17 protein-coding genes are annotated in these 12,070 nt (G+C 64.8%); 9 read left to right on the top strand and 8 right to left on the bottom strand.

Annotated features, from left to right (window positions below; translation table 11 throughout):
• Positions 1-188: 188 nt before the first annotated feature.
• Both FJ958_RS31065 and FJ958_RS31060 read right to left on the bottom strand, forming a co-directional pair.
• Positions 189-590, bottom strand: coding sequence for a type II toxin-antitoxin system HicB family antitoxin (locus tag FJ958_RS31065; RefSeq protein ID WP_140749855.1), 402 nt, complete (start codon positions 588-590; stop codon positions 189-191).
• Between the two features lie 4 nt (positions 591-594).
• A complete protein-coding gene (locus FJ958_RS31060; protein ID WP_140749852.1) occupies positions 595-786 on the bottom strand; it encodes a type II toxin-antitoxin system HicA family toxin in 192 nt (63 codons plus the stop codon).
• Between the two features lie 400 nt (positions 787-1,186).
• Here FJ958_RS31060 and FJ958_RS31055 point away from each other — a divergent pair, with 400 nt between their 5' ends.
• From FJ958_RS31055 to FJ958_RS31040, 3 genes are all read left to right on the top strand, one after another.
• The gene (locus FJ958_RS31055; protein WP_140749849.1) at positions 1,187-2,134 is read left to right on the top strand and encodes a substrate-binding domain-containing protein; all 948 of its coding nucleotides are present in this window, start codon (positions 1,187-1,189) and stop codon (positions 2,132-2,134) included.
• A 235-nt stretch (positions 2,135-2,369) separates the two neighbouring features.
• A complete protein-coding gene (locus tag FJ958_RS31045; RefSeq protein WP_140749846.1) occupies positions 2,370-3,986 on the top strand; it encodes a sugar ABC transporter ATP-binding protein in 1,617 nt (538 codons plus the stop codon).
• Positions 3,983-4,999 carry an ABC transporter permease gene (locus FJ958_RS31040; protein WP_140749843.1) on the top strand — a complete coding sequence of 339 codons (1,017 nt, stop codon included), beginning with the start codon at positions 3,983-3,985 and terminating at the stop codon, positions 4,997-4,999. The genes FJ958_RS31045 and FJ958_RS31040 overlap by 4 nt, the downstream gene beginning before the upstream one ends.
• Positions 5,000-5,035: 36 nt before the next feature.
• Here FJ958_RS31040 and FJ958_RS31035 read toward each other — a convergent pair whose 3' ends face one another.
• Both FJ958_RS31035 and FJ958_RS31030 read right to left on the bottom strand, forming a co-directional pair.
• Positions 5,036-5,614 carry a flagellar basal body-associated protein FliL gene (locus FJ958_RS31035; RefSeq protein ID WP_246679859.1) on the bottom strand — a complete coding sequence of 193 codons (579 nt, stop codon included), beginning with the start codon at positions 5,612-5,614 and terminating at the stop codon, positions 5,036-5,038.
• A 215-nt stretch (positions 5,615-5,829) separates the two neighbouring features.
• Positions 5,830-6,195, bottom strand: coding sequence for a hypothetical protein (locus tag FJ958_RS31030; protein ID WP_246679858.1), 366 nt, complete (start codon positions 6,193-6,195; stop codon positions 5,830-5,832).
• 182 nt (positions 6,196-6,377) lie between these two features.
• Here FJ958_RS31030 and FJ958_RS31025 point away from each other — a divergent pair, with 182 nt between their 5' ends.
• Positions 6,378-6,680: a hypothetical protein gene (locus tag FJ958_RS31025; protein WP_140749840.1), complete on the top strand. Its 303-nt coding sequence runs from the start codon at positions 6,378-6,380 to the stop codon at positions 6,678-6,680.
• Between the two features lie 49 nt (positions 6,681-6,729).
• Here the strand turns inward: FJ958_RS31025 and FJ958_RS31020 are convergent, their stop codons facing one another.
• Positions 6,730-7,434, bottom strand: a complete 705-nt coding sequence (locus FJ958_RS31020) for a helix-turn-helix transcriptional regulator (protein ID WP_140749837.1) — start codon at positions 7,432-7,434, stop codon at positions 6,730-6,732.
• A 74-nt stretch (positions 7,435-7,508) separates the two neighbouring features.
• Here FJ958_RS31020 and FJ958_RS31015 point away from each other — a divergent pair, with 74 nt between their 5' ends.
• Both FJ958_RS31015 and FJ958_RS31010 read left to right on the top strand, forming a co-directional pair.
• Positions 7,509-7,892 (top strand): hypothetical protein, encoded by a 384-nt coding sequence (locus tag FJ958_RS31015; RefSeq protein ID WP_140749834.1) that lies wholly within the window; start codon positions 7,509-7,511, stop codon positions 7,890-7,892.
• A 130-nt stretch (positions 7,893-8,022) separates the two neighbouring features.
• Positions 8,023-8,730, top strand: a complete 708-nt coding sequence (locus FJ958_RS31010; RefSeq protein ID WP_140749831.1) for a GcrA family cell cycle regulator — start codon at positions 8,023-8,025, stop codon at positions 8,728-8,730.
• A gap of 247 nt (positions 8,731-8,977) precedes the next feature.
• Here the strand turns inward: FJ958_RS31010 and FJ958_RS31005 are convergent, their stop codons facing one another.
• Together FJ958_RS31005 and FJ958_RS31000 are read right to left on the bottom strand one after the other, a co-directional pair.
• Positions 8,978-9,340, bottom strand: a complete 363-nt coding sequence (locus FJ958_RS31005; RefSeq protein WP_140749828.1) for a DUF982 domain-containing protein — start codon at positions 9,338-9,340, stop codon at positions 8,978-8,980.
• A gap of 45 nt (positions 9,341-9,385) precedes the next feature.
• Positions 9,386-9,667, bottom strand: a complete 282-nt coding sequence (locus tag FJ958_RS31000; RefSeq protein ID WP_140749825.1) for a DUF982 domain-containing protein — start codon at positions 9,665-9,667, stop codon at positions 9,386-9,388.
• 92 nt (positions 9,668-9,759) lie between these two features.
• Between FJ958_RS31000 and FJ958_RS30995 the strand changes: the two genes are divergently transcribed.
• The 3 genes from FJ958_RS30995 to FJ958_RS30985 all read left to right on the top strand — a co-directional run bounded on the left by FJ958_RS30995 (position 9,760) and on the right by FJ958_RS30985 (position 11,416).
• Positions 9,760-10,377 carry a DUF1376 domain-containing protein gene (locus FJ958_RS30995; protein WP_140749822.1) on the top strand — a complete coding sequence of 206 codons (618 nt, stop codon included), beginning with the start codon at positions 9,760-9,762 and terminating at the stop codon, positions 10,375-10,377.
• A complete protein-coding gene (locus tag FJ958_RS30990; protein ID WP_140749819.1) occupies positions 10,298-10,675 on the top strand; it encodes a hypothetical protein in 378 nt (125 codons plus the stop codon). The genes FJ958_RS30995 and FJ958_RS30990 overlap by 80 nt, the downstream gene beginning before the upstream one ends.
• Before the next feature lie 141 nt (positions 10,676-10,816).
• Positions 10,817-11,416: a DUF6456 domain-containing protein gene (locus FJ958_RS30985; protein ID WP_140749816.1), complete on the top strand. Its 600-nt coding sequence runs from the start codon at positions 10,817-10,819 to the stop codon at positions 11,414-11,416.
• Positions 11,417-11,482: 66 nt separating this feature from the next.
• On the opposite strand, the gene FJ958_RS30980 is transcribed toward FJ958_RS30985, so the two are convergent.
• Positions 11,483-11,791, bottom strand: a complete 309-nt coding sequence (locus FJ958_RS30980) for a hypothetical protein (protein WP_140749813.1) — start codon at positions 11,789-11,791, stop codon at positions 11,483-11,485.
• Positions 11,792-12,070 lie beyond the last annotated feature (279 nt).

The following is a 12,070-nucleotide window of genomic DNA, read 5'->3' as shown; positions in this document are numbered from 1 at the left end:
CCCCTAACCCCTCCCCACAAGGGGGAGGGAATGCTGCCGCGCGCACCGTCGCTTTCGCCCCACATCGGAAAACATGCTAAAGTCTCCCTCCCCCTTGTGGGGAGGGGATAGGGGTGGGGGTACTCGTAGGGCGAAAGCCTCGGCCTCGATAGCGCTGGCGAAGCCGAGGTTGCTTTGAGCGACCCGCCTCAAGCCGCTTCAAGCTTCATCACTTTCTCAGCCGCCTTCGCGAGAAAACCGGACCGGGTATAGCCATGGGCTTCGGCGAAGGCATCGATCCGTTGGAGAACGTCGTCCGGCAGCGTCACGTTGATCCGTACGGTCTTCCTGGCCTCGGTCTTGGCCGCGACCAGGATTGCAACACCGTCACGGTTATCGGCGTCCGCCATCACAGCCTCCAGACTGGACGGCTCCGGAACAGCATCGCCGTCCTCGACCAACCCTTCGATATGGAGGGCGAGGGCCTCTTCGGCCATGATCCGGGCCTCATCCAGATCCTTACCAGCGGTAATCACGCCCGGGAAATCAGGGAAGGACACACCGAAGTCGCTGCCGGCATCCTTATGGATAAGTCCGATATACTGCTTCATGTCGTCACCTCAGTTTCAGTCCAGATTGCTTTTCAATGCTGCGTAAAGTGCCTATCGGGATATCGCGCTTGGGATGAGGAACGGTGATGACCCGCCCTTGCTTGTCGCGGTGTTTGAATTGCGCATGGCTACCCTTTCGGGCAACCTCGTACCAACCATCAGCTTCCAGCAGGCGGATAATTTCGGCGCTCTTCATGTGTATTTATACACATTGAAAAGCGCCATTTCAACAAAAATGGGAGAGTGGGTCAGAACCGATAAGCCCGCCAGGTGAGATAGCCGCGACTTCTGAACCGGTCACGGACGATATCTTCGATGGACATCAGGCAAAGGCCGAATGCGCGCAATCCAAAAATTCCGACAATTCTGATAATTCACCTTCCGGCACTGTTATATCGATGTTGCACAAATGGTTGACCCTGGGTTAGCATTCTCTTGTTGACGCCGATCGGAGGAATTATAGGCGGCCGTCAGCTGGAGCGGCATGCGCCATCGGGCGCAAGGAGGATGCTCCAACACTTTGAACCGACGCATGATCCTTCCTGAAACCGGTCCCGGTTTCCGGGGCCGTGCGTTCTTGTGGAGGAGGATCACCCATGAACAGACGTGAATTCCTGATGACGTCCGTGGCCGCGGGCGCCATGGTTCTGGCCGCACGCTCGGCGTTCGCCGAGGACAAGCTGACCATACTGGGCTCGGTGCCCAATCTCGGCTTTCCGTTCTTCGTGCACATGCTGAACGAGATCAAGGCCGAGGCGCAGGCTCAAGGGGTCAACCTGACCGAGAGCGACGGCCAGAATTCGGCCACCAAGCAGACCGCCGACATCGAGGCGGCGCTGGTGCAGAAGGTCAACGCGATCGTGATTTCGCCGCTCGACGTCAACGCGCTGGCGCCGGCCATCGAGGAAGCGGTGAAGGCCGGCGTTCCCGTGGTGACGATCGACCGCCGCGTCGACGGTGTCCAGGGCATCCTCGCCCATGTCGGCGCCGACAACGTCAAGGGCGGCGAGGCGGAAGCCAAGGCCGTGGTGGCGGCATTCCCCAACGGCGCCAAGCTGTTCCACCTGCAGGGCCAGCCGGGCGCGGGTCCGGCGATCGACCGCAACAAGGGCGTGCACAATGTGCTCGATCCGCTGAAGGACAAGTACCAGATCATCTTCGAGCAGACCGCCAACTTCGCCCGTGCCGAGGCGCTGTCGGTGACGGAAGCCGGCCTTGCCGCCAATGGCAAGCCGGACGCCATCATCTGCGCCAATGACGACATGGCGCTCGGCGCCCTCGAAGCCTGTGCCGCGCGCAATTTCACCGATGTCAAGATCTATGGTTTCGACGCGCTGCCGGAAGCGCTGGTCGCCGTGCGCGACGGCAAGCTTGCCGGCACGGTCGAACAGTTCCCCGGCCAGCAGTCGCGCACCGCCGTGCAGATCGCGGTCGCCTACGCCAAGAGCAAGACCGAGCCGAAGGAGAAGCTGGTGCTGCTGACGCCCATCGTCATCGGCAAGGACAATCTCGACAAGGCCGAGAGGCTGAATGAGACGAAGTAGGGGCGGGTGGACATCGGCCGATTGGCGAGGCGGGCGGGACAGCACCCCTCTCTGTCCTGCCGGACATCTCCCCCGCAAGGGGGGAGATTGACTGTTCGTCTCTTTTCGCCAACCTCAAACGTTGCAGGAAAAGCGCCGTCAGAGACACTGGTGATCTCCCCCCTTGCGGGGGAGATGGCCGGCAGGCCAGAGGGGGGTGTTCAAGCGCAGCCTGAACCGCATCAAGGAGCACTCCTTGCAGCCAGCTGAATCCGCATCGCCCGTCCTGCTCGCCGTCGAGGGCGTCACCAAGCATTTCGCCGGCGTCACCGCGCTCAGCGACGTTTCGCTCGAGGTCAGGGCGGGCGAAATCCTCGGTCTGCTCGGCGAAAACGGCGCCGGCAAATCGACGCTGCTCAAGATCCTCTCCGGCGTCATGCCGCCGTCGAGCGGGCGCATCATTTTCGACGGCGCCGACTACCAGCCGGCGCGTCCGCAGGATGCCAAGCAGCACGGCATCGTCACCATTTACCAGGAGCTCAGCCTGATCCCGACGCTGACGGTAGCGGAGAACATTTTTATCGGCCGCGCGCCGACCGGTCCGCTCGGGCTGGTGAGCTGGCGCAAGATGGAGCAGGCGACCCGCGCCATCATCGCCCGCGTCGGCCTTTCCATCGACCCGATGACGCCGGTGTCGGCGCTGTCGGTGGCCGAGCAGCAGCTGGTCGAGATCGCCCGCGCGCTGTCGCTGAAAAGCCGGCTGATCATCATGGACGAGCCGACTTCGGCGCTGACCGAGACCGAGGTGCAGCGGCTGCTGTCGATCATGGACCGGCTGCGCAAGGACAAGGTCGCCATCATGTTCGTCACCCACCGGCTCGAGGAGGCATCGGCCATCTGCGATCGCATGACGGTGCTGCGCGACGGCAGGCTGGCCGGGCATCTCGACCGCGAGCGGGGGCCGATCCAGTTGCCACGGATCATCGAAAAAATGGTCGGACGCGCCGCGTCAGAACTCTATGCGCGGCCTGTGCAACGCGCGGTGGCCGGCAATGTCGTGCTGTCGGTGCGGTCCTTGCGCACCGTGCGCGACCCCGAGGCGCCGCACGCCATCGTGCTCGACGGCGTCGACATCGACCTAAAGGCCGGCGAGATCCTCGGTGTCGCCGGCCTTGTCGGCTCGGGCCGCACGGAACTGGCGCGCGCCATTTTCGGCGCCGACCGCATCGCGGCGGGCACGATCACGCTTCAAGGCAAGCCGATCGCGCCGGCTTCACCCGCCGACGCCATCGCGCTCGGTATCGGCCTTGTGCCGGAGGATCGCAAGCACCAGGCGATCTTTGCCGCGCTCGGCATATTGCCGAATTTCTCCGTCGCTTCGCTCGGGCGGTTCAGCAACGGTTTCGGCTTCATGGCCGAGCGGCGCGAGCGCGACGCGCTGTCGGGTTTCCGCAAGATGCTGTCGATCCGCATGGCGTCGGCCGAACAGGCGATCGAGGGCCTGTCGGGCGGCAACCAGCAGAAGGTGATCCTGGCGCGCTGGCTGGCGCGCGATCCCAAGGTGCTGATCGTCGACGAGCCGACGCGCGGCGTCGATGTCGGCGCCAAGGCGGAAGTCCACCAGATCCTGGTGCAACTGGCGGCGCGCGGCATCGCGGTGATGATGATCTCGTCCGAATTGCCCGAGGTGCTGGCGGTGTCGGATCGCATCGTCACCATGCGCCGGGGCCGCATCACCGGGGAGATGCCGGGCGTCGAGGCAAACGAGGAAAAACTGATGGAATTGATGGCGCTCGACAAGCAGGATGCGAGGGGGCAGGACGCGCGCGGGCAGGAAGCACTCGGGCAGGATGGGGAGGGGCTGGCACGATGAGCATCGCCGAGGAACAGGGCCAGCGCGGCGGCGCCACACTCGCAAGGCTTTTGATGAGCTTCGGGCCGTTGCTGTTCCTGGCAGCCCTCGTCGTCGTCTTCACCGTGCTGAAGCCGAGCTTCATCGACCCCATCAACCTGTTCAATATCACGCGGCAGATCTCGATCACCGGGCTGATCGCGCTCGGCATGACCTTCGTCATCCTCACCGCCGGCATCGATCTTTCGGTCGGCTCGCTGCTCGCCTTCTGCGGCATGGTAGCCGCCGTCGTCGCCAAGGGCGGCGCGGCCAACACGCTTTCGCTGTCGACATCTGGAACGCAGGGCTACGGCTGGTTCGCCGCACTTCTCGCCGCCGTGGTGGTGGGGGCGGCCGCCGGCGGCGTGCAGGGGCTTGCCATCACAAGGCTGAAAGTGCCGCCCTTTGTCGTGACATTGGGCGGGCTGACGGTGTTTCGCGGGCTGACGCTGACCATCTCCAATGGCGGCCCGATCTCGGGCTTCGATGCCTCGATGCGCTGGTTCGGCACCGGCCTGATCGGCCCGGTGCCGGTGCCGGCGATCATCTTCGCGGTGGCCGCCATATTGTGCCACATCGTGCTGCGCTACACGCGCTATGGCCGGGCCGTCTATGCCGTCGGCGGCAATGCCGAGGCGGCACGGCTGTCGGGCCTGCGCGTCGACCGCATCCTGGTCTCGGTCTATGTCATCGTCGGATTCTTCGCCGGGCTCGCCGCTTTCGTGCTGTCGGCCAGGCTGAATTCCTCGGAAGCGGTCGCCGGCATCGGTTATGAGCTGACGGTGATCTCCGCCGTCGTCATCGGCGGCACCTCACTGTTCGGCGGCATCGGCTCGGTCGGCGGCACGGTGGTTGGGGCGGCCTTGATCGGCGTGCTGCAGAACGGGCTGCAGTTCAACAACGTCTCGTCCTACACGCAAAGCATCGTCATCGGCCTGATCCTGATCCTGGCGGTGGCCTTTGATCGCTGGCTGAAGTCACGGGTGCGGAGGTGAGCAGAGGTTTGCGCCTGGGCGTCAGCGCTGGCCATTTCAACCCGGCAGCTTCTCCTCGATCACGCGCGCCGAATCCGGCACCACATGCCCCGCATGGTCGAAGCGCAGCACCACCACCCAGTTGAACTCGTCGTCTGGCCATTTGCCGTTCGGCAGCAGTGCCTTGGGGTCGGCGCCGAACGCCTTGATGAGCTTGGTCAGCTGGCCGTGGTGCCAGGCGATCAGGATCGACTTGCCATGGGTTTCGCTGGCGAGCGCGGCGACGAGGCCTTGAGCTTCCCTATCGGCGAAGCGCTGGTCGATCGGCAGTTTCAGCGCTTCGGAAAGTGGCATCAGCGTCAGCCGTTCGCGCGCGCTGTTTTTTGAATCGGCGCTGGCCACCAGCACATCGGGCCGGAACGGCACGCCATCGAGCATGAAGGTCTGGAAATAGGCGACATAGGCTTGCGCGCGGGCCTCGCCCTGCGGCGACAGGCCGGGACCGCTGTCAGGCTTTTCGCCATGCCGCACGATCAGCACCGTGGTGTCGGCAAGCCCGGTCGTGGTGTCGCCAGCGGCATGAGCGGACAAAGCGAGCGTCATTATCCACAGGACGGCAAGAACGAGGCGTTTCATGGCGGGTCCTTCCGGCGGTTTGGTGGCCACCAGTCACGCATCAATTCGACGGAATCAGGGCCGGGGGCGCTTTGCCTTCCTCCTTGGGGGAGAAAGTGGATCGGCGCGAATGGACGAGGGGTGCTGGAAGAAACGAGGCGCTGGTGATTCCTGATATCGTGAGGGACCCTGATGTCTTTCGACATCATCAGACCCGTCACGCTGGCTGCCGCATTTCAGGCCGCTGCGAGCGTCCATAGACGATGGCCGTAGCGGCGGAAGAAGCGTGCCACCAGACGCTGCTGCCTGGCCCTGGCGAGATCGGGCAGGCGCCGCTCCTGGCGCCAGCGCGGCATGTTGCGCCAGCAGGCGATAAAGCGGGCGGCGTCCTCGATGGCTTCGTCCGCCGACAGGGCCGGGCCGATCGCGGCCAGGAACAGCGGCTCGGACCGTTTCAGTTCGTCGATGACGGCCTTGCGCCTGAAATGGTCCTGGCGGGCATGGGCAATGCCGTTGCAGCGGATCGCCTCGAAGGCTTTGAGCAAAGCAGGGCTGTCGCCGGTGTAACCGCAGGCGCGGGCGAAATCGGCTGCATCCATCATTGCTCCCGGATCCGATGCCGGGACTTGGTTCACGCCCCGACTCACATTTGCAAGTGTATATAAGCACAACTCAAAAAGTTGCAGAAGGAAAACTTTTGGGAATGTCTTGAGGCTACGACTCGACTCCGGGTTCAAAACACACGAATATAAGAACAAATCAGGAACAAAAGGCAGGAGGGGCGATGGCATTGCCAGGCAGGGAACCAGTGATCGCGCAGGTTGCCTCGATCTCTGTGGAGTGCGCCGATTGCGGCCGCAACAGGTGGTGGCGGCCCGATCAGCTGAAGCGGTTCGGGGTGACGGGAAACACGCCGCTGGCCGCATTGTCCCGGCGCATCGTCTGCTCCGCCTGCCGCGCCGAAGGGCTGCCCGGCACGGCGGTGTCGATCCAGGCCGCGTTCATCGACGAGCGCCAGCGCGTGCGCAGCGAAGCGCTGATGCTGAGCGATCGCGAAGTGCCGCTGGAGTGGTCCAGGCGGGCTTGAGTGGGCGGATTCCTCCTTCTCCCGCAGCGGGAGAAGGAGGAGGCAGCCTCTAATACCCCAGCAATTCCTTCAATGGGATGACGCGCCAGACGTGCTTGATGGCGTAGCGGTTGAAGGTCAACGTCTTCGGCGGATTGTACTGCTGGACCACCAGCTCGCCTGCCGTGCGCTTGACCAGTTTCTTGATGAAAGCCTTGCCGTTGCGCTCGTTTTCTTCCGGGAAGGTCTCGATCACAACGTGGTCGCCGGGCACGGCGTCGCGGCCGCCGCAATAGAGCATTTCGCCAGGCTCGTAACGCGGCACCATGGAATCGGAGAGCACGTGCAGCGCAAACACCTTGCGCAGATGCGCGATGCCTGGCGGACGCTGGACATAGCCGGCGACCTCGCCGTTGAAGGTGAAGTCGCCATCGTCGCCGCCGACCGCGGCCCCAAGCAGTTCGATGTCCATCGGTCCGGCCGGCAATGGCCCGGCATCGGTGACGATTTCGGCGTCCGCCACCGGGCCGGCTTCGTCGAGGAAAACGACCTCGCCCTTGCCGAGCGCGACCGGGTCGACGCGCAGGAAGGCGGCGGTCTTCAAGAGGTTCTCGGTCTTGGGCAGGTTGCGGCCGGTTTCCCAATTGCCGACGGCGGCGACATCGGTGTCGTTGTGCTCGGCAATGTGACGCATGACCAGCCCGCGCTGCTTGCGCGCCTGGCGGATCGCCGCCCCGACCTTGATCGACAGTTCCGTTTTCGCCATGGCGCCCATGTGAGCGATGAAAGCTGCTCTCGTCTATGAAAGAATAGCTTGCATCTATTTTTGAGTTATGCTTATATCTGGCCATGCAGAACCTGTCCAGTTTTCATGGCGCCGTGGCGCCGGCCTCCCGTGAGGCGCATCCGGCGACTGAAGTCGCCGCCCATTCCCTTCCGCTCCGGCCGTCCTCCTCCCCGGCCGGGGCGAAGCCCGAGAGCCTTGATGCCTCGGGTCCGGTCCGCCCGTCACCGGCGGCCGGAACGGCCGGAGCCGCCGCTCCCCTCGGCTCCGGCCTCCAATTCGACCGGTCTCCTGCCGGTCCGTTCGCCCGCTCCTGCATCCGCACGCAGGACGGCACCGTCATCCTGTTCGAGCCGATGACGGGCAGGGCGGTTTCCGCCCCCGACAGAAAGACCGCGGAGGCGCGGCTGGCGCGCCTCGCAGCCGGGCAATCGATCCGCTCCGGCTGACACCGGCGGAAGCCGGCTTTCGAACGCAACACCCCTGACCGTGGCCCGGACCGGGCCCGAACCCTGACGCCTGGCCGACGGTGCGCTCTTCAAGCGCGGCCGAAGGCGGACCGCTGGATGGAGCCTGGATATGGCAAGCTATAGCGACGCCGAATTGCAAGAGATCGCCCGCTGGCTGAAGGAAGGGCTTTCGGCCTCGAAGATCGCGGCGGCGTTCAGCACACTGCGCGGCAGCCCGGTATCGCGCAACGCCATCATAGGCATCGTCCACCGCAACGCCATGCTGGACGCGATCGGCTTCGCCAACGGCAAGGGCATGCCGCCGGCGGCCAGGCAGGTTGCCGGCGAACGGGCGAAGGACAAGCGGACCGGCGGAACGCAGGCCAGCGGAAGGACAAAGGGCAAGGCCACCGGCAAGGCGGCCGCAGCCGTAAAAAAGGGTGCCGATGTGCCCGTCGGCAAAGGCGTCGACACGCGCAAGGCCATGGCCCGGGTCAGGCACGACGCTTCGCCGGTCTGGCTGCCGCCGCGCCTGTTCGTGCGCGAGGTGGGCGTGCTGATCGCCGACGGCGAAGCCTATCGCTTCAAGGTGCCGGCGCCGCAGCGCGGCCCCATCGGCCGCCAGCCGCATGGGGTGGCGATGCGCTTCATCGATTGCCTGTTCGGCCGCTGCCGCGCGCCGCTGGACCTGACGCTCGAAGAAGATCCTGAAAACGATGCGCCGGGCGGGCGGCCGGGCGCCGACATGCTGTGCTGCGGCATGCGCACCAAGGCGATGAAAAGCTACTGCGGCTATCACCAGGCGCGCTTTCGCCGCCGTGTTTGCGAGGCGGGTTGAGCTTCCCTTCTCCCCGTCACTATACGGGGAGGTAAGACGTGGTCCGCGCAGCGACGAAAAGCCAATTGCCTGGCTCGCGAACGGCGAACGCCGGCAGGCGGATGAGGGGCCGCGCTGATGAGGCGGGGTTGAGAGTGATATGAACTTCAAGCATCCGATTCAGATGCCACTTGCCGAAGCGCTGGCGCCGCCCTTCATTGCCCTGCCGGGCATTTCTCCCCGTAAACGGGAAGAAAGAGGCGGAACCCTATTTCGGCGCCTGCCGCCCTTGCTTGGGCATGCGGCTCTGCACCGGGCGGGGTTCCAGTCTCATGGCCGGCCCGCTGTCGGCAACCAGGATGCCGGTGACGCGGGCGAAGCCGGTGAACGCCTTTATCGCATCGGATTCCGATATCTGTGCCGCGATCGCCGCGCTGCAGGCGTTGAGAGCGCTGCGATAGACATGACCGCGCCGCTCGATCGGCCACCGCTGCAGGAAATCGGCGGCATCGCTGACATTGTCAATTTCCTCGACATGCCCGTCCAGGCTCACTTTGAGCGGCACTCCGGTTTTCATCGTACCCACGACATTCACCTTCGGTCTGCGCGCGGCTTTCAAGCCAACGCTCATAAACGCGCGAGGCCGGCAGGCGGTTGCATCGCTCCTGCGCCCGCTTCACGGGCTGGCGGCCGCGTCGAGCCAATCGTGGGCGCGGCTTCTCGGCCTTGCCACCAAAATGCCCTGTTGCCTGGCGGCCCTGGTGAAGGCCTCGAAGGCCGTACGCGGGCAGCAACTGCCCTCAACCGCGAGCCTGACCAGCCGTGCCGCGTCGAGATAGGCCGGCGCGGTCTTGTCGGGCCATGGGTGCCGCAACGCGGTCGCGGCGTCGGCCACCGAGCCGACCAGCATGGTCTTGTTGTCGCAAAAGCGCAGGGTAACCGGCATGAAAGCCGTCATCGGCAAACCTCCCCTTGGCGTGGTGGCGTCATAACGTACGGGCCGACGGCTGGTTCCATCGGACGGGCCGTGCGCGCGGCGCGGAGGATGGCATGAGCGAACGGCCCTTCATGCAGCTCTACGTCTCCGATTTCGTCGGCGACACGCTTCAGCTCTCCACCGAGCAGATCGGCGCCTACATGCTCATCCTGATGGCGATGTGGAACGCCGGCGGCCGGCTGCCCGACGACGACGCCAAGCTGGCGCGGGTGGCGCGCCTGTCCCTTAAAAGATGGCGCGCCATCAGCGCCGATCTCCTGACCTTCTTCGAGCGCGAAGCGGGCGAGATCGCTCACAAGCGGCTGACGAAAGAGCTGCACAAGGCGCAGGCCAAAAGCGAGGCGAGGGCCGCCGCAGGCGCGCGCGGCGGCGCCGCCACCGCCTTGAAAACAAAGGCGCATGAGGCGGCGAATGCCGGTTCTTTGCCACGGCATCTTCCAGACTCCAGAAACCAGAGTGAAAAAGCTTCCGGTCTTTCACGGGAAAAGACGGAGCAGCCTCCGCCGCGCGGACCGAAAAAGCCGGCCGGCTGGATCAGGCCGAAAACCCACGCCGACGCCGCCAACGCCATCATCGAGGAGATCCGCACCCATGACCGCAGCCGAACTGCAGCAGGCGACGAAGGCGCTGGCCGCGATGTTCTCATGCTTCCCGCAATCCGCCCTGACTGATGTCGAGATGCAGATGCGCGGCTATCTCGGTGCGGTACGCGACGCCGATCTGTGCGACCTGCAGGCCGCCATCCAGCGCTTCGTGCGCGGCGAGGTGAGGAGCGGCAACGCTCAGTTCTGCCCGTCGAGCGCCCAGCTCTGCATCGAGGTGCGGGAGAGGCGCACCATGCGCGAGCTGATGGCGCGGCGGCAGACCTCGCAAGTCTTGGATTCCTCGCCCCCGCGAAGTGGGGGAGAGGTGGCCCGGCGAAGCCGGGACGGAGAGGGGGACGCCCTCGGCGAAGTCAAAGCCGGTTGAGAATTGATCGCTGAACGCCCAGCCCTGAAACAACGTCTGCTGTCGGCGCCGCCCCCTCTCCGTCCTCTCCGCGCTTCGCGGGGGCGAGGAACCCAGGTTCTGCAAAGCCCCACTCGAACACCCAACAGCAAGGAGCCACCCATGCCCAAAAAGACCAAACCCGCCAAACCGCAAGCGCCGAAACTGCCGAAGGGCGAGGCCGAGCAGGTGCGCATCCGCCGCGAGATCGGCCACGATTTCGCGCTCAGGGATGACGCCTTTGGCCGCAAGCGGCTGGCATCCGGCACGCTCGAGGCGCGGCGCGTCTACGAGGTGTCGAATGACGGCCATACCTCCACCGGCGGCATCGTGCGGGTGCGCAATGTCGATCCGCTTTTGGGCATAACCTCGCTGTCGCGCCAGCAGCGCGAAGCCGGCCAGCGCTACCGCGAGGATTTTCAGTGCAGCCAGCAGGCTGATGTGAAGCCGATGCGCTGGACCGAGCGCGTCGACGGTGGCCGCCAGGGCGGCGGCATTGCCGACAGCGTGCTCGACGCCGGCCGCGCGCATGCCGCCGCCACCAAGGCGCTCGGGCATTGGGAGGTGGCCGTGGTGGTGCGGAAAGTCTGCTGCGCCGGCGGGTCAATCAAGAGCCTGGCCGAGCAGACCGGCGAGGGGCGCGACGTGGTGACGAAGCTGTTGAAGGTCGGGCTGGATTTGCTGGCGGTGCACTATGGCATGACGATGAGGCGCGTGGGGTAGAAATCGCCCGCCGCAATGATCCGGCCGGCGATGCCGGCCGGATCGGTTTCACTCGATCAGATCAAATCATCCGCAGACGCGGACTTCCTCGACGACCCTGTGGTGGTGGTGCCAGTGGTTGACCAGCTCGACGCGGCAACGGTGGTACCGGTGATAATAACGGGGCCTGTAGCCGTTATCATAGGCGTCATAGGCATGATAGGGACCATAGTAGCGGCCGCCGTAATCTCCATAACCGTTGTAATAGTCGTTGCCGTAATAGTCGTTATAGCCGCCGCCGATGCCGATGAAGACGTGACTTCGGGCGCTAGCGGGGGCGATCATCGCCGCCGCCGAAGCAATGGCGATAACCGAGACAAGCAGGAGCTTCTTCATTGCTGCCTCCTTTCAAGGTTGACCTGATATAAACTCCTGAAATGCGGCCTCGTTCCATGGATTCGCGGGTAAGGCTTGGGGGCACCGGGCCTGCGATGCCCGGGCGGGCATTCCTGGGGCTAGCGCCGAGACTGGCGAAAGCGCCGATGCGAGCTTCTTTCTCCCCGTTCACGGTAGGGCTATCGCATATGGATTCTTACGCAGAAGGACCCCCACCCTAACCCTCCCCACAAGGGGGAGGGAATGCTGCCGCGCGCACCTTTACTTACGCCTTGGATC

Origin of the sequence: Mesorhizobium sp. B2-3-5 (genome assembly GCF_006442395.1) — a bacterium.
In the GTDB taxonomy this organism is placed as follows: Bacteria; Pseudomonadota; Alphaproteobacteria; order Rhizobiales; family Rhizobiaceae; genus Mesorhizobium.
This window is presented reverse-complemented; position numbering and strand designations above follow the sequence as displayed.